This window comes from Desulfovibrio desulfuricans DSM 642 (assembly GCF_000420465.1).
GTDB lineage: Bacteria > Desulfobacterota > Desulfovibrionia > Desulfovibrionales > Desulfovibrionaceae > Desulfovibrio > Desulfovibrio desulfuricans.
The window spans coordinates 235,329-255,151 of the sequence record NZ_ATUZ01000014.1; the positions used below are offsets into that span (position 1 = coordinate 235,329).

A 19,823-nucleotide genomic window follows, 5' to 3' on the forward strand; every position below is an offset into this window, starting at 1 on the left:
GCTACTTGCTGTTTTTCAGCGCCATATCAATAGCGCTCTTAAAGAGATCAAGCGGCAGTGCTCCGCGAACCACAAGGTTGTTTACAAGAAAATACGGAGTCCCTTCAATGCCGAGCTTTTGGGCATCCATCTGGTCTTCGGCAATGATGTCTGTAACCTTTTTGCTGTGTACATCCTTGGCAAGGCGCTTCATGTCCACGCCAAGGCCTTCGGCAGTCTTTTTCAAAAAGGTTTCACCCTCGGCAATGAGCTTGTCCCTGTCTGCAAACAGGGCCTTGTAGAACTGCCAGGCCTTTTCCTCACTCTGCTGGGATATGGCTACAAAATATGCTGAGGCAATGTTGGCCGGGCCTTTGTCGTCCAAAGGCATATTTTTGAAAACAAGGCTCACGTCCTTGCCGTACTCCTGCAAAATGACATCCACAGTTTTGGAGGCCTGCTGGCAAAAGTGGCAGGTAAAATCAGAAAAGGCCACAATGCGCACCTTGGCCTTGGGTGATCCCATGACCGGGCGGCCCTCTGTTTTAACCGTTTTTGTCACTTTCATATCCTGCGCCCACTGGGCCTCAAGGCTGTGCTGACGGCGCAGATTTGACCCCTGCTGAGCGATATCGAGCACAGATTCGCTTTGCCTGCGCAGCACATCCATGACCAGTTCTGGCCGCTCCCGGAACAGTTTTTCAAGCAGCTTCGGCAGGTTTTCTTCCGTGACTTCCACAGCATTTGCAACGGCGCTCATACCGGGCACAATCCCAGCAGCCATGCTTGAGGCCAATATAAAGGCCGCCATCAATTTTTTACTAACCATACACTATCCTTATTTTCTGCGCTCTCGCTTAGCCCTGCTCCGCCTCGAGGCGAATCTGGGTAGCGGCATCTTCAATTTTAAAGAGCAGTTCATCAATGTCAACAGGCTTCATCAGGTAGCCAAATGCCCCCTCGCTCATGGCCTGAACAGCGAGCTGCATATCCGCATGGCCAGAAAGCAAAATAACCTGAGTTTTAGGCCACCGGGAATGGATAATCTGCAAGGCGGACATGCCATCCATAACCGGCATTTTTACATCCATAATTACAATGCCAAAGGGGAACTGCTCCATGGCATCCACAGCCAGTTGCCCGTTAGCAGCGGATTGGCACTCATACCCTCGGCGGCCAAGGCGCTTGGAGAGTATTCGCGTTACATCTGATTCGTCATCAACCAACAGCACTTTTGCTAGTTCCATACTTTCTCCAGCCAAGAGATTGTGCCATTTTTTACGCGCTTTAGCTTTACGGAGCAAGTTTTGTTGCTCAATATGCTTTAAGCCTTGACGCTCTCAATACTCTCTTTTACAAACAACCCATTGCAGCTTTCAGTGCCGCCCTCATGTTTCATGTGAAACACGAAGTTTTTTCTTCAAGTAAATCATGAAAAGGCGGCTAAGCCAGAAATTTCATGCTCGTTGACGCATCTGCTCCTAACAGGATCGCCTGGTGGTTGAAGCAGCAGTTCCTCTAAAATCAGTCAAAATGACTGGGAGGCCTCAATGGCGCGCATTATTTCCATTGCGAATCAAAAAGGTGGGGTGGGCAAAACCACCACTGCCATCAACCTTTCCGCTGCCCTTGCAGTCATGGAAAAAAAAGTTCTGCTCGTTGATTGCGATCCGCAGGCAAACAGCACCAGCGGCATAGGCCTGCACCAGGAAGACCTGCACGGCGACCTGTACAATACCTTTTATGAACCTGAAAAGTTGAAAGAAAATATAGCCAAAAGCCGATCACCATTTTTGGATATTCTGCCCGCTAGCACCAACCTGGTGGCAGTTGAACTGGAACTGGTGGACAAAATGGCACGCGAATTTTTTTTGGACGAATGCCTCAAAAGCGTGCGCAACGACTATGAATATATTATCCTCGACTGCCCTCCTTCTCTGGGACTTTTGACACTCAATGCCCTCTGCGCGTCACGCGAGCTGCTCATTCCCCTGCAATGCGAATTTTTTGCCCTTGAAGGCATCGTCAAGCTGCTGCAAACCTACGAGCAGGTGAAAAAAAGACTCAACCCCGATCTTTCCCTGCTGGGTGTAGTGCTGACCATGTACGACACGCGCAATCGCCTGACTCGCGAAGTTAAAAACGAAGTGCGCCGCTGCTTCCCCGAACACCTGTTTGAAACAGTTATTCCCCGCAACGTACGCCTTTCTGAAGCGCCCAGCCACGGCAAATCCATCATCCACTACGATATTAAATCAAAGGGAGCAGAAGCATACCTTGGTTTGGCCAAAGAAATCGTGCTGCGCAGACCAAGCAAAAAAAATACTGTTCTGCAATAGGGGCAAGCTTATTCCTTAGGGGTGGTGTGCTCTACCGCAACGTGCTTGTGAAAATGCTTCTGCCGGATTGTGGTTCCGCATGCACGGCAATGAAAAACAAGCAGGCCGCCAATATTCGCGTTAGTCAGTATAAACGGACTTTCGGGATCATTGCGCCAATCCTCGGTGCTGGCGGCACAGTGGGGGCAGGTAACTGAAGGGCTGTAGGGATATTTGAAATCCCAAAACTTCATGAGTTCTTCAAAACTTTCCAGCGGGCCGGCTGCCTGTTCGAGTTCTTGGGGCTTTGCATCGGCTGCCAAAATGCTGCGAACCTTGGGCTCCATTTTTTCCCAGAGGGGCCAGGGAATAATCACAGAAGAAATATTGCCCTTGATATCGGTGATATACTGAAGCTGCGGGTTATCCTGCATAACGAGTCCTTGAAGTAAAAAGCGGGGCCAAACCAAAGTCGAACTTTGGAACAAAAAGATACGCCTCGCACAAGGGCAAAATACCGCCCATTGCGCAACAAAACCAGCCAGGCAGATTTCTGCCAGAAAACAATAGCGCATAAGGTGCCGCGCCCCAAGGGCAAATGTCAAGGATACTGCAACGAAGTGCGGGTGTTTTGCGCAATAAGCTTGCGCCCCTTAAAAAGACCCTGCAACGTGCAGCAAAAGTTTGGCACATACAAATTTTGAATGAAGGCAATCACACAAGCGGTTTGTTGAAACGGCAATCCGCAATGGCAACGGGCTTGCACCACTGGGGTCCGGAACAATGGTTGTATTGCCGCAACCACAGCTTATGCTGGAGGAATAAAAATGAGCAGCAGCAAGGGATTGGGCAGAGGGCTTGACGCACTGTTTGGCGGAACCGCGCCAAAGCAGGAACCGCAAGGGCAGGAGAGCTCTGTTAACCTGATGCCGATTACGGCCTTGCACCCCAACCCAAATCAGCCGCGCAGGCACTTTGATGATGCCGCATTGCGGGAACTGGCCGATTCCATCAAATCGCAGGGGATTATTCAGCCGCTGCTGGTACGCCCGCTGGGCGGGGAAAATACCTATCAGATTGTTGCGGGCGAGCGCCGCTGGCGGGCGGCGCAACTGGCGGGACTCAAAGAAGTGCCCGTGTATGTACGCCAGTTGAGCGATAAAGAGGTCATGGCCGCTGCTCTTATTGAAAACTTGCAGCGCGAAGACCTCAACCCCATTGAAGAAGCCGAAGCCCTCCAGGCCTTGCGGGATGCCCTTGAGCTAACGCAGGAGGAACTGGCAAGTCGACTTGGCAAAAGCCGCCCAGCAATCGCCAACGCATTGCGCTTACTGCAACTGAGCGCAACTGCACGGGCCGACATTCAGGCCGGATTGCTCAGCGCGGGGCACGCGCGCTGCCTGCTGGGCATTGATGCGCCTATTGCTTCCGAAGCGTTGCGCCAGCGCATCCTGAGCCACAAGCTGACCGTGCGCGAAGCAGAAGACGCAGCCGCCTTCTGGCGTGGGCACAACGCCCTGCCCTGGGAACAAGAAGACACAACTCCGCAACCTCGCGCCAAAGCCCCCAGAAAGAAAAGCCCGCAATTCAAGACGCTGCAAATGAATCTTTGCTCCAGCATTGGCTGCAAAACGCAGGTAAGCGGCGATGAAAACAGCGGCCGCATTGCGTTTGCATACGGCAGCCGGGAAGAACTTGAACAGCTGTTGCAGAAACTGGGAGTGGCCCTGCCGGAGGCAGAAGAAGAATCTACAGAAAATCCCGCTAAGTAAACAGCGGGAAAATATGCAAGCAGAACAGATACCATGCCAATCCAAAGATAAGCGCAACCGGAGCATTCCGCATTGCGTTTATCTTTTTTGAAGAGGTCAAACCTTACACAACAGCGTGCCATACATGCCCTCAAGCCAAGGGTGGTCATGTGGTGTCTGCCACTGCCTGAGTACCTGCAAGCCGTCTGATTCGCGCACAAGACGCTCAATCTGCTTTTCATTCTCATTGGGCCGCAGTGTACAGGTAATATAGGCCATCTGGCATCCCGACCGCATCACTGATGCTAAACTCGCTAAAATGGATTGCTGCAAGCCCTCATGGTCAGTGGCCTCATGTGGGGCCCTACGGCGGATATCAGGCCTGCGGGCAAGCACGCCAAGCCCGGAACAAGGCGCATCCACAAGCAGATGCCCATCCCAACGTTTGAGAGGCGGCTTGACTGCATCGGCAAGAGCTACTGATGGGCAAGACAAGACAAGCCGCTCGCACTGGCCCGGCAGGGCCGAAAGACGCTGCATACTGCGGTCTGTGGCAAAAGGAACAGCAATCCCCCGTTCAAGCAGGGCAACTGTCTTGCCGCCAAAACCAGCGCAAACATCCCAAACGGGTTTGTCCCAACCATAGAGGCCAAGCTCTTCAAGAACAAGCTGCGAACCTGCGGATTGATACGAAAGCGCACCTTCACGTTGCAAGTCGTGCAAGGACTGACCACAAACAGCAGACGGCTGCGCACCCGGCGCAAAAGCAACACCCCACTGCCCCACCGCTACGCCACCACTGGCAAGCAAAGCCTCACGCAATACCACGGAAGAAGAATGTTGCGCGTTGACGCGAACCGCACTCCATGGGCGGGCAAAAGACCTGCGGGCAAGCTGCAAGGCGGCATCACGTCCGTAGTGCTTGTACCAGTGCCCCATGATCCACAAAGGCAATGAATAGAAAAGCCCCATGTGCTCCGCGCATCCGGTCTCCGCCCCCTTGGGCAAATAAAAATCCTCATGCATGGGGGCGTCTGCAAGGCGCTGTACTGAACGCAAGGCCCCGTTGGCTACACGGGCCAGCCCTTGACCGTACAAGGCTTGTGCAGTCTCTACAGCGCTAAAAACAGCGGCATGATCCGGCACCTTATTCTGAAATAGCAGGCCGTATACCGCAAGGCCCAGCACATGCAGCAAAGGGCGCGGCAAGGATTGCGGACGCGGCAACACTCTGGACAAAATAAACGCAATGCGCAGTTCCGTTCGCAAGTATCCGTATACAAGCTCTGTGCACAGATTGCGCTCAACCGGGACAAGGCCTAAAGATTCTGCGCTGCAAGCCACTGATGAAGCACAGGAAAATGCCGTTGCAAGCGCCTGCTGGGCTGTCATGCCGGAATCAACCAACAATAAAGCCCACAGCGCGGAATGCCGGGCCGTGGGTGAAAGCTTGCGAATCTTGCCGGGCAAGGGCGCAACAGCAGAGCCAGATTGGGCAAAACGAATTTTAGTCATGTTATGCCCTGTCCTGATGCAAGGGTTGAGAAAGGCCAAGAAAAATCCGCACGGCGTCTTCCAGCGCCTTCATGGGCACAAGCGTATCAACGCACGGCCCATGCGGCCTCTGGTTAAGAACGCCAAAGACAGGCAAAGGATAACTGTCCTGAATGCCGGATGTAAGGTCACGTTCGCAGGCAACCGCAATAATGCAGCGCGGGCGCGTTTGCACCACAATACGGCGGGCAATGGTGCCGCCAGTGGCAATGGCAAGCCGCACACCATATTTGTCCCTCAATGCAAGCAACTCACCAACCGGGCATTTGCCGCAACGCTGGCAATTATCCGGATTGTGTACAAGCCTTTGCGGGCACAAGGCCTGCTGAACGCAATGCGGTAAAAGCAGCAAAAGCTCCTGCGGCTGCGCCGTACAGCCACTGGCAAGCACCAGCTCGTTGTTCACCTTGATAAAGCTGCGCCGCACTCTTCCTCTGTCAATACCAACTGCTTTTGCAAGCAATTCCATAAGTGGAAAAAACAGACGAATGGTGACATGCCGTACACTGTCCACACCAGGCAAAGTTTTACCCGTATAAATATGAAATATAAGAATAATGCAAAGCCATAACAAGGCAATGATAACAACAAAACCAAAACCCATACTCAGCGTAGGCAGCCAGTGTTGCGTAGAAAAAAAACCAATCCACGGCAAAATAAGAAAAAATGCAACCCCGAGGCACAGCAGAAGGCACGAGGCCAGCATGAGCCCGATAAAAACGCGTTTTCGCGCACCACCATACTGCTCTGGGGGCAAAGAAAAGGGCGACTTACGAAACATGTGACCTCGGCTTGATGAGTCAGAAGCAAAAAACAGTCTTGAGCCTCAAAATCGCACAAAACTGCCCTTATGAAAAGCGCAAGCTCGCAACGCGATGAGTAGGTCAAAAAAAGAAAAAACGAGGCTCAAAAGAGCCTCATCAAAAATACCCATTGCGGAAAAAAAACATTACTCCCCTGGTTCAGGAGCTCTAGCCAGACCGCAAACACCCTTCGGCAACCCGCGCAGCACTCCGTTGAGCAGATCGCGCGCGGACATTTCTTTTTTGCCCTGAGGCTTGACCGTAGACAGCACATACCAGCAATCCGCGCAGGCAATGCTCAAACCGTCAGCATCGATCCTCAATGTGCCGGGGGCCTGTCCTTGTGCAGATTGCCCCACCCTGCCCGGTGCAAGAATGAGCGAAAGGGGGTCGCGTTGATTGTCATCGGAGTCCACAGTTTCCAGCACAGTACGCGCACCAGGCCACGGGGTAACACCCCGCACCCGCGCATGTACCTGCACGGCAGGAAGCGACCAGTCAATAAAACCGTCTTCCTTGGAAATTTTAGGAGCGTGGGTGGCGAGGGCATCGTCCTGCTCCACTGCATGGGCCTTGCCGTCAAGGATATCGTCAAAAACGCGCACAAGCAGTTCTGCGCCAATGCCGGCAAGGGCATCATGCAGGGAACCTGCCGTATGCTCACCGATGGGCAGGCCATCGGTGGCGAAAACCGGCCCCGCATCCAGCTTGCGTACAATGCGCATGATGGAAATGCCAGCACGAGCGCCAGGATGCCAGCCTTCCATCACTGCCCGCTGAATAGGGGCAGCACCACGCAGGCCAGGCAAAAGCGAAGCATGAACGTTGATGGTATCAAGCGTGGGCATGGCAAGGACAGCATCCGGTAAAATCAGGCCATAGGCCGCCACAGCCAGCAGATCAGGATTGAAAGCCGCCAGCTCCGCCTGAGCCTCGGCACCTTTCAGGCTGGCGGGCTGCATGACAGGCAGACCAAGCTGCAGGGCGAGCTTTTTTACAGGAGATTCAGCAAGTTTGTGGCCGCGCCCTGCCGGTCTGTCCGGCTGGGTGTATACCGCCACTATTTCGCCACGAGGCCAGGCCGCCAGCCTTTTCAGGCTGGCGGCGGCAAACTCGGGCGTTCCCATAAAGACTATACGGCACTTTTTCGTTTGAGCCATTTTTTCACCTTGCTGTCGTACAGGGTGCGGCGCAGGCGGCTGATCCTGTCGATAAACAGTATGCCGTCCAGATGGTCATATTCGTGCTGGATAATGATGGCCGGGAATTCGTCCAGATATTCATCAATGATATTGCCGTCCAGATCCGATGCATGCAGATGCACGTTGCTCATGCGCTTGACGTCGGCCCTGTAGTTCATGGGAACAGAAAGGCAGCCCTCCTGTTCGCTCAGAACTTCCTCGCCGGAGAGGGTCAACACAGGGTTAATCAGTACCCTGGGCTGCTTTTCCTCATCCTTCATGGCCGGATCCATCACAAGCATACGGATATTGCGCCCAACCTGCGGCGCAGCAAGGCCAACACCAGGAGCAGCGTACATGGTTTCAAGCATGTCGGCAGCAAGCTGGCGAATGTCGTCCGTCACCTCGGCAACAGGTTCGCAAACCACTTTGAGCCTGGGGTCAGGATAGGTGACAATATCAAGAATCATGCAGACGTCCGCCTCCTACACTTTGTCGGCTGTAGCGCCGTCCTTTTTCTGCTCTGCGCCGGGCACTTCACGCAAGCGCAGGCCAAGATCCCGCAACTGACGCGAAGACACCGGGGAAGGCGCGTTGGTCATGAGGCAGGTTGCCTTCTGCGTCTTGGGGAAGGCAATGACATCACGGATGCTGGACGAACCGGAAAGCAGCATGACCAGACGGTCAAGGCCAAAAGCCAAACCGCCATGCGGCGGCGCACCAAGATCAAGCGCCTGAATAAGGAAGCCGAACTGCTCTTCGGCCTGCTCGGGCGTAAAGCCAAGGGCCTCAAACATACGGCGCTGCACTTCACCGGAGTGGATGCGGATGGAACCGCCACCCACTTCGCAGCCATTGAGCACCATATCATAGGCGCGGGCGCGGGCCTTGGCCGGGTCAGTAACCATCAGTTCCATATGGCCGGGCGCAGGCGAGGTGAAGGGATGGTGGCAGGCCACATAACGCTTGGCTTCCTCGTCGTATTCGTACAGCGGAAAGTCCGTAACCCACAGAAAATTGAAGCTGTTTTCAGGAATCAGCTTCAATTGGTTGGCAAGATGCACACGCAGGTTGCCAAGGGCGGCGTTGACCATGGAAGCCTCGCCCGCCTGGAAAAAGACAATGTCGCCAACCTGGAGATCAAGCGCTTCTGCAATGCCCTTGCGCTCTTCGTCCGAAAGGAACTTGGCGATGGGCGACTGCCACTCGTCGGCCTTGATCTTGATCCAGGCCAGACCCTGAGCGCCATAAATCTTGACGAATTCGGTAAAGGCATCAATTTCCTTGCGGGTCATGGATTCACCGCCGGGAACTTTCATGCCCTTGACCAGCTGCGCAGTGGCAAAAAGCTTGAAGCCGGAGCCACGCACAATATCCGTAATATCCACAAGCTCAAGGCCAAAACGGGTGTCGGGCTTGTCCACGCCATAACGGGCCATGGCTTCGTCCCAGGGCATGCGGGGGAAAGGAAGAGCCAGATCCTTGCCCATCACGTCCTTGAACACGCGGGCCATGAGGCCTTCGGCGATGCCCATGACCTGTTCTTCATCGGCAAAACTCATTTCAAGGTCAACCTGGGTAAACTCGGGCTGACGGTCAGCGCGCAGGTCTTCGTCGCGGAAGCAGCGCACGATCTGGAAGTAACGCTCCATACCGGCAACCATCAGCAGCTGCTTGAACAGCTGGGGAGACTGCGGCAAGGCGTAAAATTCACCGTTGTTCAAACGGCTGGGCACCAGAAAGTCACGCGCACCTTCAGGGGTGGACTTGGTAAGCACCGGGGTTTCCACTTCCGTAAAGCCGTTGTCGTCCAGAAAACAGCGGGCGGCCTGCGAAACTTTGTGGCGCAAACGCAGATTGGCCTGCATGCGCGGACGGCGCAGATCAAGATAACGCCAGGTAAGGCGCAGGTTCTCACCAGCATCGCTACGGTCTTCAATGGCGAAAGGCGGCGTCTTGGAAGTATTGAGCAGCTTCCACTCATAGGCCACAATTTCAATCTGGCCAGTGACCATATTGGCGTTGACCATGCCTTCGGGGCGCGGACGCACCTTGCCCTTGACCGCAAGCACATATTCCGAACGCAGAATATGCGCGTTTTCGTGCGCAGAAGGAGCGATATCCGGGCTGAAAACAACCTGCGTGAGGCCGTCACGGTCGCGCAGGTCGACAAAAATCAGGCCGCCGTGGTCGCGGCGGTACTGCACCCAACCCATCAGGCAAACATCTTCACCATCATTGGTAATGGTCAACTGACCGCAGGAATGGCTGCGCTGCCAGTCACCAAGCTCAGTGACAAATTTCTGGTGTTCGCGCTGCACATCCTGCTGCGCGTCCTGCGTCTGCATCTGTTCAGTCATTGTTGGTTCCCGTTTGCAAAAATTGGAGTACGCCTGACTGCGGCACAGAGCACTGCTCGCCGCTTTCAAGATTTTTAACGACCACTGTGCCCTGAGCGGCTTCATCAGGGCCAATAATCAGACAATGCCCAGCGCCGGACTTTCCAGCCTGACGCATAAGGCTTTTAAAGCCGCCTTCACTGAAATTCATCTCGCCAGTCAGTCCGGCGTAACGCAACTTCTGGGCAAGCTGCCAGCCCTGAGCGCGGCTCAGCGCGTCCATGGCAACCAGATAAAAATCGGTTGCCTGGCCACTGCCCTCACCCATCATGAGGGCAAGGCGTTCCATGCCGCAGGCAAAGCCAACCCCCGGTACATCCGGCCCGCCAAGACTTTTCACAAGGCCGTCATACCTGCCGCCGCCGGCCACAGCTGCCTGCGCGCCAATACTGCCGCTTACCACCTCAAAAGTAGTGCGGCAATAGTAGTCAAGACCGCGCACAAGCCTGTGATCAAGCTCAAAGGCAAGCCCCTGACCTTGCAGCAGTTCCAGCACCGTATCAAAGTGGGCGCGGCATTCAGGGCAATTATAATCAATAAGTTTTGGGGCATTATCCGTAATGGCGCGGCAGCCGGGCTGCTTGCAGTCAAGTACGCGCAAGGGGTTGGTCTCCACCCTGCGGGCGCAGTCCGGACAAAGGGCGTCCTTATCAACTCCGGCAAGGTATTCGAGCAAGGCCGCCTTGAACTTGGGGCGGCATTCCGAACAGCCAAGGGAATTTATCTTGAGCGTCAGGTCCGTGAGGCCAAGGTCTGATAAAAAGCGCAGCAGCATGCTGACCAGTTCTGCATCAGCCATGGGGCTATGACTGCCAAGGCACTCGCAGTTGATCTGGTGAAACTGGCGCATGCGGCCCTTTTGCGGGCGTTCATAACGGAACATGGGGCCGGTGGTGAACAGGCGGCTCACAGGCTCGCGGTTGGTCAGCCCGCTCTCGATATAGGCGCGCATAACGCCAGCCGTGGCTTCAGGCCGCAGGGTAAGCGAACGGCCCTTGCGGTCAGGAAAGGTATACATTTCCTTTTGCACCACATCGGTTTCCTCACCGATGGAACGGCAAAAAAGCTCGGTAAACTCCAGCAGCGGCGTGCGCAGCTCCACAAAACCGTAGCGCCCAAAAACCTGGCGCGCGGTATTTTCAATGCGTGTGAACTGGTCGCTGTCCGGCGGAAACATATCCGCAAAACCCTTGATACGTGCGATACTCATGGCTTCCTCATAAAAAACTGGCTGCCTTGACGTGCAAGACGGCGCGAAAGAAATGGTCTACCTGCTGGCGCAAGGGGATTCAAGGCTGAATTTTCCGACGCAATCGTCACAGGGCACAGGATATTCGCCAGTAAAGCAGGCCATGCAGTAATGCTGCGGCTTGCTCACGGAGCCGAGCAGCCCTGCTATGCTGAGATAATGCAGCGAATCAACATCCAGCTTGCGGGTTATTTCTGCCAGGCTGTGCTGGGCTGCAATAAGCTCCCCGCGCGAAGAAAAATCTATGCCGTAAAAGCAGGGAAACTTGACCGGCGGGCTGGAAATACGGATGTGAACCTCTTTGGCGCCCAGCTCGCGGAGCTTTTTGACGCGCGTCATCATGGTGGTGCCGCGCACAATGCTGTCGTCAATAATGCAGATGCGCTTGCCCTCAATCATTTCGCGCACAGGGTTGATCTTAACCCGCACGCCAAAGCTGCGCATGCTCTGCGAAGGCTGGATAAATGTACGCCCCACATAGTGGTTGCGGATCATGGCATGTTCATAGGGCAGGCCGGAGCGCTGGGCAAAACCAAGGGCGGGATAAATGCCCGAATCCGGGAAGGGCATCACATAATCCACTTCCGGCGCAGATTCGTCAGCCAGATTCCAGCCCATCTTTTTGCGGCACAAATAGACCTGCTCGTCAAAAATATAGGAGTCGGGCCGGGCAAAATAGACCAGCTCAAAAATACACTGGCGGGGCTTTTCGGGCAGCGGCCCCATCAGATGGTCGCTGCGCACGCTGTTTCCGTCAACAATGATCATTTCGCCCGGCTTCACAGAGCGTTCAAAGTCGGCCTCAAGCAGATCAAAGGCGCACGTTTCAGAGGCGAACACGGGGCTGCCGTTCATGCGGCCAAAAGCAAGAGGATGGAAGCCGTGGGGATCACGCACCGCCACCATAACGCCGTCTACCATAACCAGCAGGCAGTACGCGCCGCGAACACGGGCACAGGTTTCCTTGACTGCGCCAGGCAGGTCATTGTGCCTGAGCGCGCGCACCAGCAGATGCATGAACACTTCCGTGTCATTGCTGGTGGAAAATATGGCACCTTCGTTCTCAAGATCTTCGCGCAGCTGCGCGGCATTGACCAGATTGCCGTTGTGCGCAAGCGCCACATCCCGTCCCTTAAAATGGGCAAGGAAGGGCTGGGCATTGCTGCTGGAGGAACGCCCGGTGGTGGAATAGCGCACATGGCCTATGGCTGTTCTGCCGGTCAGAGCCTTGAGGTGCCCCTCTGAAAAAACATCGGGCACAAGGCCCATACCCTTGTGTTCGTGTACGCCGTCGGTGTCAAAGGTAACTATGCCCGCGCTTTCCTGTCCGCGATGCTGCTGTGCATACAAACCGAAATAAGCCAGACGAGCCGCTTCCTCGTGGTCATAAATGCCGAATACGCCGCATTCGTGCTTGATCATAGGCCTTACTTCTTCAGTTTTTTGCGCAGATGCGCAATGCGATTATCAATGACCGACGGATTGGGATAATCGTCGCGGGCCAGTTCAAAGTTTTTCAGGGCTTCTTTTCCCTTACCGAGCTGTTCAAGGGCATCAGCCAGCAAATAGCCCGCCAGACCACGCAGAATCTTGTCCGGATCGCTGTCCAGTATCTGTTGACAAAGGTCAGCCACATCCTGCCAGCGTTCCCTTGCCATATTCTGGTCGGCAAGGTCGTACATGCACATTATTTTGTCATGATCCGCCATGGGCAGAGCAAGACACTGCTGCAAGGTATCTTCGCCTGCGTCAAACCGGCGCAGGTTGAACTGCATGGCCGCCAGCCTGCGGTAACCATCCACAGTCTGCTCCGCCGACAGGCCTGCAAGACCTATATAAGCATTCCAGGCGTCCGCGGCACGGCCATAACGCCGCAAACCCTCGTTTACCTCGCCCATACGCCGCAAAATAACAGCGCTTCTGGCGTCATTATCTGCAAATTCCGCCAGCATGGTTTCAAGGCATTCAAGGGTGGCGCGAGGTTCCTGCCCGGCGGCATTGAGCACAACCAGCAACTGCTGCCACGCTTCCCAACGCAGATCAGCATCCCGTGCCTCACGCAGATAACGCTCAAGCAGCCTTTCGGCAAGGGACCAGTCACGCAAAGAAACTGCGGTGCGGGCTGCGGAAAGGTCATCGCCCACCATGCTCTGGTCTTTGCAAGCGCACAAAAAGCCAGCAAAAACCAGGCACAGACACAGGGTCAAACCCTTGCCGCAAACCCGCCGCAATATTTTCATCAGCTGTGGTTATTCTTCGCCGTCATCGTCTGCACTGTCGTCAGCAAGCCCTTCGGGCTCGGCAACAACAGGCGCGGAAACGACATCAGTCAGATCGCCATCGTCCATTTCGGCGCTGGCGTCCCTGCCGGTCTGCCCGCCTTCGTCCACTCGGTCAAAGCCCACCACATGACCGCCTTCATCAAGACGCACGAGCATAACGCCCATGGTGGCACGGCCCTTGCTGCGCACATCGTCCACGCCAATGCGCACAATCTTGTTGGAAGAGGTCAGCAGGATAAGACCATCGTTGTCGCGCACAGGCATGGCGCCGATCACAGGCCCGGTCTTGGCCGTCACCTTGAAGTTGATGATACCCTTGCCGCCGCGCGATTGCAGGCGGTAGAGATCAACGCTGGTGCGCTTGCCGTAACCATTGGCGGAAATGGACATGATCTCGGTGGTCTGGTCTATATCCTTGACGATAACCGCCGCCACCACAAAGTCCTGTCTGCGCAGGGCAATGCCCTTGACGCCCGTGGCCACGCGGCCCATGGGACGCACATCGTTGCAGGCAAAGCGGATGGAGAAACCGTCCGCCGTAGCCAGAACAATATGGTTATTGTCGCGGATGGGGCGCACCACCACAAGTTCATCATCCTCACGCAGGCCCACGGCCATGAGGCCTGTCTTGCGGCACTTGGCGTACAACGAGGCGGAGGAACGCTTGATCATGCCCCTCTTGGTGATGAACATGAAAAACTTGTCTTCAGCAAATTCGCGCAGGGCAAGAACTGTCGTAACCCACTCGTTTTCTTCAAGCGGCAACAGGTTGTTGATATGCACGCCCTTGGCCGTGCGGCTGCCCTCCGGCACCTGATGCACCTTGAGCTGGTGCATGCGCCCCTTGTTGGTAAAGAGGCACAGATACTGGTGATTGGTGGTGGACAAAAATTCCTGCACGTAGTCGTCATCCGAGGTGTGCAGGGCCGCAATGCCCTTGCCGCCGCGTTTCTGCTGCTGATAATTCTCAAGCCCGGTACGCTTCATGTAGCCACGGCGCGACAGCGTAATGACCACTTCTTCGTCAGGGATGAGATCTTCAATATCAATGTCGGTCAGGGCTTCACGCAGCACTTCCGTACGGCGGGGCGTGGCGAAATTATCGCGGATTTCGGCGATCTCGCGCTTGAGTTCGCTGCGCAGCACTTCGGCATTTTCCAGAATGGAGCGGTAGAATTCGATTTTCTGCAGCAGATCCTTGTATTCGTTCATCAGCTCTTCTCGCTGAAGACCCGTCAGGCGCTGCAAACGCATTTCAAGAATGGCCTTGGCCTGCACTTCTGAAAACGCAAAGCGCTCCATCAGGGCATTACGGGCTTCTTCCGGATTGGCGGAAGCGCGAATAAGGGCCACCACTTCATCGATATTGTCGATGGCGATGCGCAGACCTTCCAGAATGTGCGCGCGGGCTTCGGCTTTTTCCAGATCGTAACGCGTGCGGCGGATGACCACCTCACGCCTGTGATCCACAAAGCAGGAAAGCGCCGTCTTGAGGTTCAGCAGCTGCGGGCGGTTGTCCACCACGGCCAGCATGTTGATGCCAAAGCTCGTTTCCAGCGGCGTGAACTTGTACAGGGCGTTGACCACAATGTCGGGGATGGTGCCGCGCTTGAGGTCAATAACAATGCGTATGCCCTTGCGGTCGGATTCATCGCGCAGGTCGGTAATGCCGTCAATCTTGCGGTCATTGACCAGAGCCGCGATTTTTTCCACCAGCGAGCTTTTGTTAAGCCCAAAGGGAATCTCGCGGATAACGATGCTCTGCGCGCCTTTTTTGCGGTCTTCAATTTCAATGCGGCCGCGCACCTTAACCGTGCCGCGCCCAGTGTGGTAGGCATCATACAGGCCCTTGCCCGCGTAGACAAAACCCCTGGTGGGGAAGTCCGGCCCTTTCACATAATCCATGAGTTCATCGATGCTGCACTGCGGGTTATCCAGCAGCAGTTGCAGGGCATCGCACAGTTCACCCAGGTTGTGGGGCGGAATATTGGTGGCCATACCCACGGCAATGCCCGAGCTGCCGTTGAGCAGCAGGTTGGGAACCTTGCTCGGCATGACCGTAGGTTCCTGAAGGGTGTTGTCGTAGTTGGGGCGAAAATCCACGGTGTTCTTGTCCAGGTCGTTCAAAAACTCCTGGGCAAGCTTGGACATGCGCACTTCGGTATAACGCATGGCAGCAGCGGCATCACCATCAATGGAGCCGAAGTTGCCCTGCCCGTCCACCAGGGGATCGCGCATGGAAAATTCCTGCGCCATACGCACCAGCGCGTCATACACGGCAGAGTCGCCATGCGGGTGATATTTACCGATGACGTCACCGACGATACGCGCGGATTTTTTGTGCGGACGGTTGTAGTTGTTGGCAAGCTCGTACTGCGCAAAAAGAATACGCCTGTGAACCGGCTTAAGGCCATCGCGCGCGTCCGGGATGGCGCGCCCGATAATGACCGAAAGGGAATACTCCAGATACGATTTGCGGAGTTCTGTTTCAATGCTGATCTGCGGCTGCTGCATATCTGCCACTGCGGGCCTCGCTGCTGTTATTTTTGGGTGAAGGGCAAGCCCTCCTGATACAAAGGGCCTGAGCCCTGGTGCATCCCCATTTTACGTGTCATGCGGCGAAAAACCTTGTCGAAAATCCGGCTTTTCGCTTCACGCTATTGATATCTTCACAGAAAAGCGTGTGGAACTATCCGCTCCGGACAGTTCCACACGGATTTCTTTTAAATATCCAGATCCTGTACGGCCAGGGCGTTGCGCTCGATAAAATCGCGGCGCGGTTCCACACGGTCGCCCATAAGCTCCACAAAAGCATCAGAAGCCTCATTGGCATCTTCCACCGCAACTTGCAGGAGAACGCGATTTTCTGGATTCATGGTGGTCACCCAGAGCTGGTCGGGGTTCATTTCACCAAGACCCTTGTAACGCTGGATGTTGATGCCCCTGCGGGCTTCATCAAGCACCATGCGCATGAGCGTAAACAAGTCCTCTGTGGCAACTTCGCCGTCCTTTTTGCGCAGGATAAAGGCAAAAGAGCCGCACTGCTGGCGCAGTTCGTCAAAGAGCTGCCAGCCTTGCTTGTAAAGGCGGGAAGAAAAGAATTCCATGCCCCTGCGGGTGTGGTGCCCACCGGTATTTTCAAACACGGCAAACAGGCGTTCTTCTTCGTCTTCGCTCTTTTCCCGCTCAAGGGTGAGCATGTAACCGTGACCGTTAAGCCATTCGGTGAGCTCGCTGTCCTGATTTTCAAGGTTCTGGGCATCAATCTGCTTTTCATGGGTAACAAGGGCCATGAAGAGATCACGCGGAGTGCCGGACATTTCGGCATCGTTCACGCGTCCTTCGGCCTTTTCAATGTGCTCCATGAGGCGGATGAGTTCCTTGCCGCTGAATTCCTTGCCGTTGGAAGCCACCACGGTCACGTCTTCACTCACGCGGGTGAGCAGAAATTCGTTGAGCGCGGGGTCGTCCTTGATGAACTTTTCCATGCGCGAATTGTGCACACGGTACAAAGGCGGCTGGGCGATGTAGACAAAGCCGCGCTCCACCATTTCCTGATACTGCCTGAAGAAAAAGGTCAGCAGCAAGGTGCGGATGTGCGCTCCGTCCACGTCGGCGTCTGTCATGATGATAATTTTATGGTAGCGCAGCTTGTCGAGGTCTGTATCTTCCTCGCCGATGCCAGCGCCCATGGCGGTGATCAGCGCCTTTACTTCCTTGTTGGCAAGCATCTTGTCAAAACGGGTGCGTTCCGTGTTCAGAATTTTGCCGCGCAAGGGCAAGATGGCCTGATTTTTGGGATTACGCCCCTGCTTTGCAGAACCGCCTGCCGAATCACCTTCCACGATGAACAGTTCGGATTCAACAGGATCCTTGCTCTGGCAGTCGGCCAGTTTGCCGGGCAGCGAGTTGTCAGACAGCGCGCCCTTGCGGCGGACAAGTTCCTTGGCGCGGCGGGCGGCGTCTCGCGCCCGTGAGGCGTCCACGGCTTTTTCGATAATGAGGCGGATATCCTTGGGATTCTCCTCAAAATACACATTCAGGCGGTCATAAACCACACCGGCAACCAGACCGGCAATCTCGCTGTTGCCGAGCTTGGTCTTGGTCTGCCCTTCAAACTGCGGCTGGGGCAGCTTGACGCTGATAACGGCAGTGAGACCCTCGCGCACGTCATCACCAGACAGCGAGGTGTTCTTCATCTTTTTGACCAGGTCAGCCTGGCCCTTGATGTAGCCGTTGATGGCGCGCGTGAGCGCAGTACGGAAGCCCACAAGGTGGGTGCCGCCTTCCTTGGTGCGGATATTGTTGGCAAAGGTGAAAATGTTTTCCTTGTAGCCAGCATTGTACTGCAAGGCAAAATCCACGGTAACATTATCAACAATGCCTTCACCAAAGATGATGGGGTGAATGCCCTGCTCACCAGAGTTGAGGTCGCCCACAAACTGGCGGATACCGCCTTCGGCGTGGAACACATGGGTTTCGCCGATGCGCTCGTCGATGCACTCGATGGTCAGGCCCTTGTTAAGATAGGCCAGCTCTTCAAAGCGCTTCTTCAATGTTTCATATGAAAACTCGAGAACTTCAAAAATCTCTTCGTCAGGTTTGAAACGAACGGTGGTGCCGTGCCCTTCAACGAAGCCCTCGCTGATAACCACCAGTTCGTCCTGCGGTACGCCGCGGGCATAGTGCTGGCGGTAGCGTTTGCCATTACGGCGCACAGTGACTGTAAGCTCTTCAGAAAGGGCGTTGACGCAGGAAACACCCACGCCGTGCAGACCGCCCGAAACCTTGTAGCTCGAGTTGTCAAACTTGCCGCCAGCATGCAGCTTGGTCATGACCACCTGCACTGCGGGCACGCCTTCCTTGGGATGGATATCCACAGGAATGCCGCGCCCGTCATCGCGAACAGTCACGCTGTTGTCAGCATGCAGAATAACAGTGACCCGCGAACAGAAGCCGGCCATGGCTTCGTCAATGGAGTTGTCCACTACCTCGTACACCAGATGGTGCAGGCCGCGCGCGTCTGTAGAGCCTATGTACATGGCCGGGCGCTTGCGCACAGCCGAAAGGCCTTCCAGAATGGTAATGGAAGAGGCGTTGTACCCGCCGTTGCCGGTTTCAGGAGCCATTAAACGTCTTCCTCGCTATAGTAGGTCGTTTCAGAAACCTTCATGGGCATGATGATAACGGTATATTCGGCATCATCGGCGCCGCGGATACCGCAGGGGCCTTCAGAGCCGGTAAGCATCATGTCGATCTTTGCAGAAACAAAGTGTCCCAGCACGTCAAGCAGGTTGCGCGTGGGGAAGGCAATGCGTTTTATATCGCCATTATAAGCAACTTCAAGGCTTTCATTGGCCGAGCCCACATCCTGCCCCTGGGCAGAAAGCAATGCTTCCCCGGCAGAAAGATCCATGTAGGTGCAGCGGTCGCTCTCGGTATTAAAAATGAGAATACGGCCAAGCGCTTCAATGGCTTCCTTGCGGGCAAGAGTCATGGGGTGCATGTCTTCGCTGGCAAGCTTGCTCATGAAGATGTTGTAATCAGGGTATTCGTGGGCGGCGCGGGGCAGGCTGAGTGTTTCAGCGCCGTCCAGGCTGCGCAGATACAGGCGCTTGTCGGTGATGTTCAGTTCAATTTCATCCACGCCAAGCCATTTTTTAATGTCCGCCAGGTATTTCTTCTGGATCAGCATACCCGCTTCGGGCAGGCGCTCGGCAAGCTCGTCATGGGTAAAGGAAACAAGGGCAAACTGGTGGCCATTGAGACCGCACACATCGATGCGTCCGTTGCCGCGCGGCTTCATGCACAGGCAGGCAATGGCGTCCATGGCATCGTCGTCGCTGATGCAAAAGCCCACCTTGTCCAGAATATCCTGCAAAAAGTCGCCAGACCAGGTGACGGCATTTTCAGCAGGAAAGGCGGAAAAATTCTGAAACCACTCCGCTCCGCTCACAGGCAGTTTGTAGGTACGGCGTCCCTGTTCCAAAAGCAGATTGCCAGAAGCTTCATCAAGGGTGAGGTGCAGAACACCCGTGGGCAACTGACGCACAAGATCCACAAAAGCTCTGCCCTGAACGCCTATAAGGCCAGGCGCAGATACTTCAGCAGGATAACGCCCGGTAAATTCAATGTTGGCGTCAGTGGACATGACTGAAAGACTGCCTTCCTCAGCCTTAAGCCAGATGGAGCGCAGATACTGCGCCCCTGCCTTGGCAGGAATGATGGCAGCTGCCTTCAGCAGGCCTTCGATGATCTGCTCTTTGTTTACAGTAAGTTTCATATGTTTTTTCCTTACTATTATAGT

16 protein-coding genes are annotated in these 19,823 nt (G+C 55.1%); 2 read left to right on the forward strand and 14 right to left on the reverse strand.

Annotated elements, in window-relative coordinates; all coding sequences use genetic code 11:
• Window position 1 precedes the first annotated feature (1 nt).
• Both G449_RS0109210 and G449_RS0109215 read right to left on the reverse strand, forming a co-directional pair.
• Entirely contained in the window at window positions 2–808 is an 807-nt protein-coding gene (locus G449_RS0109210; protein ID WP_027180866.1) for a DsbA family protein, read from the reverse strand.
• A gap of 28 nt (window positions 809–836) precedes the next feature.
• Complete coding sequence (locus tag G449_RS0109215; protein ID WP_022659023.1) at window positions 837–1,226, reverse strand: response regulator; 390 nt, start codon at window positions 1,224–1,226, stop codon at window positions 837–839.
• A 303-nt stretch (window positions 1,227–1,529) separates the two neighbouring features.
• On the opposite strand from G449_RS0109215, the gene G449_RS0109220 reads away from it, so the two are divergent.
• Entirely contained in the window at window positions 1,530–2,318 is a 789-nt protein-coding gene (locus tag G449_RS0109220) for a ParA family protein (RefSeq protein ID WP_022659024.1), read from the forward strand.
• Window positions 2,319–2,326: 8 nt separating this feature from the next.
• Here the strand turns inward: G449_RS0109220 and G449_RS0109225 are convergent, their stop codons facing one another.
• The gene (locus G449_RS0109225) at window positions 2,327–2,902 is read right to left on the reverse strand and encodes a hypothetical protein (protein WP_245170800.1); all 576 of its coding nucleotides are present in this window, start codon (window positions 2,900–2,902) and stop codon (window positions 2,327–2,329) included.
• A 222-nt stretch (window positions 2,903–3,124) separates the two neighbouring features.
• Between G449_RS0109225 and G449_RS0109230 the strand changes: the two genes are divergently transcribed.
• Window positions 3,125–4,069, forward strand: coding sequence for a ParB/RepB/Spo0J family partition protein (locus tag G449_RS0109230; RefSeq protein WP_022659027.1), 945 nt, complete (start codon window positions 3,125–3,127; stop codon window positions 4,067–4,069).
• 96 nt (window positions 4,070–4,165) lie between these two features.
• Here G449_RS0109230 and G449_RS0109235 read toward each other — a convergent pair whose 3' ends face one another.
• From G449_RS0109235 to dnaN, 11 genes are all read right to left on the reverse strand, one after another.
• Entirely contained in the window at window positions 4,166–5,563 is a 1,398-nt protein-coding gene (locus G449_RS0109235) for a transcription antitermination factor NusB (protein WP_022659028.1), read from the reverse strand.
• A 1-nt stretch (window position 5,564) separates the two neighbouring features.
• The gene (locus G449_RS18735) at window positions 5,565–6,383 is read right to left on the reverse strand and encodes a DUF116 domain-containing protein (protein WP_022659029.1); all 819 of its coding nucleotides are present in this window, start codon (window positions 6,381–6,383) and stop codon (window positions 5,565–5,567) included.
• Between the two features lie 168 nt (window positions 6,384–6,551).
• Entirely contained in the window at window positions 6,552–7,565 is a 1,014-nt protein-coding gene (gene fmt, locus G449_RS0109245; RefSeq protein WP_022659030.1) for a methionyl-tRNA formyltransferase, read from the reverse strand.
• Window positions 7,538–8,056, reverse strand: coding sequence for a peptide deformylase (gene def, locus G449_RS0109250; protein WP_022659031.1), 519 nt, complete (start codon window positions 8,054–8,056; stop codon window positions 7,538–7,540). Before def ends, fmt begins: the two co-directional genes overlap by 28 nt.
• Before the next feature lie 15 nt (window positions 8,057–8,071).
• Window positions 8,072–9,946, reverse strand: a complete 1,875-nt coding sequence (gene aspS, locus G449_RS0109255; RefSeq protein ID WP_022659032.1) for an aspartate--tRNA ligase — start codon at window positions 9,944–9,946, stop codon at window positions 8,072–8,074.
• Complete coding sequence (gene hisS, locus G449_RS0109260) at window positions 9,939–11,195, reverse strand: histidine--tRNA ligase (protein WP_022659033.1); 1,257 nt, start codon at window positions 11,193–11,195, stop codon at window positions 9,939–9,941. The genes aspS and hisS overlap by 8 nt, the downstream gene beginning before the upstream one ends.
• Before the next feature lie 57 nt (window positions 11,196–11,252).
• Window positions 11,253–12,656, reverse strand: coding sequence for an amidophosphoribosyltransferase (purF, locus tag G449_RS0109265; RefSeq protein ID WP_022659034.1), 1,404 nt, complete (start codon window positions 12,654–12,656; stop codon window positions 11,253–11,255).
• Between the two features lie 5 nt (window positions 12,657–12,661).
• Entirely contained in the window at window positions 12,662–13,474 is an 813-nt protein-coding gene (locus G449_RS0109270) for a tetratricopeptide repeat protein (protein ID WP_022659035.1), read from the reverse strand.
• 9 nt (window positions 13,475–13,483) lie between these two features.
• The gene (gyrA, locus tag G449_RS0109275; protein WP_022659036.1) at window positions 13,484–16,030 is read right to left on the reverse strand and encodes a DNA gyrase subunit A; all 2,547 of its coding nucleotides are present in this window, start codon (window positions 16,028–16,030) and stop codon (window positions 13,484–13,486) included.
• A gap of 209 nt (window positions 16,031–16,239) precedes the next feature.
• Complete coding sequence (gyrB, locus tag G449_RS0109280) at window positions 16,240–18,645, reverse strand: DNA topoisomerase (ATP-hydrolyzing) subunit B (RefSeq protein ID WP_022659037.1); 2,406 nt, start codon at window positions 18,643–18,645, stop codon at window positions 16,240–16,242.
• Window positions 18,645–19,799 (reverse strand): DNA polymerase III subunit beta, encoded by a 1,155-nt coding sequence (gene dnaN, locus G449_RS0109285; RefSeq protein WP_022659038.1) that lies wholly within the window; start codon window positions 19,797–19,799, stop codon window positions 18,645–18,647. The genes gyrB and dnaN overlap by 1 nt, the downstream gene beginning before the upstream one ends.
• Window positions 19,800–19,823 lie beyond the last annotated feature (24 nt).

Coding starts and splice junctions, on each gene's coding strand:
- hisS (WP_022659033.1), bottom strand. CDS start 11,195: ATGAGTATCGCACGTATCAAGGGTTTTGCGGATATGTTTCCGCCGGAC.
- gyrB (WP_022659037.1), bottom strand. CDS start 18,645: ATGGCTCCTGAAACCGGCAACGGCGGGTACAACGCCTCTTCCATTACC.
- fmt (WP_022659030.1), bottom strand. CDS start 7,565: ATGGCTCAAACGAAAAAGTGCCGTATAGTCTTTATGGGAACGCCCGAG.
- G449_RS0109210 (WP_027180866.1), bottom strand. CDS start 808: ATGGTTAGTAAAAAATTGATGGCGGCCTTTATATTGGCCTCAAGCATG.
- G449_RS18735 (WP_022659029.1), bottom strand. CDS start 6,383: ATGTTTCGTAAGTCGCCCTTTTCTTTGCCCCCAGAGCAGTATGGTGGT.
- gyrA (WP_022659036.1), bottom strand. CDS start 16,030: ATGCAGCAGCCGCAGATCAGCATTGAAACAGAACTCCGCAAATCGTAT.
- def (WP_022659031.1), bottom strand. CDS start 8,056: ATGATTCTTGATATTGTCACCTATCCTGACCCCAGGCTCAAAGTGGTT.
- G449_RS0109235 (WP_022659028.1), bottom strand. CDS start 5,563: ATGACTAAAATTCGTTTTGCCCAATCTGGCTCTGCTGTTGCGCCCTTG.
- G449_RS0109220 (WP_022659024.1), top strand. CDS start 1,530: ATGGCGCGCATTATTTCCATTGCGAATCAAAAAGGTGGGGTGGGCAAA.
- G449_RS0109215 (WP_022659023.1), bottom strand. CDS start 1,226: ATGGAACTAGCAAAAGTGCTGTTGGTTGATGACGAATCAGATGTAACG.
- dnaN (WP_022659038.1), bottom strand. CDS start 19,799: ATGAAACTTACTGTAAACAAAGAGCAGATCATCGAAGGCCTGCTGAAG.
- G449_RS0109230 (WP_022659027.1), top strand. CDS start 3,125: ATGAGCAGCAGCAAGGGATTGGGCAGAGGGCTTGACGCACTGTTTGGC.
- purF (WP_022659034.1), bottom strand. CDS start 12,656: ATGATCAAGCACGAATGCGGCGTATTCGGCATTTATGACCACGAGGAA.
- G449_RS0109270 (WP_022659035.1), bottom strand. CDS start 13,474: ATGAAAATATTGCGGCGGGTTTGCGGCAAGGGTTTGACCCTGTGTCTG.
- aspS (WP_022659032.1), bottom strand. CDS start 9,946: ATGACTGAACAGATGCAGACGCAGGACGCGCAGCAGGATGTGCAGCGC.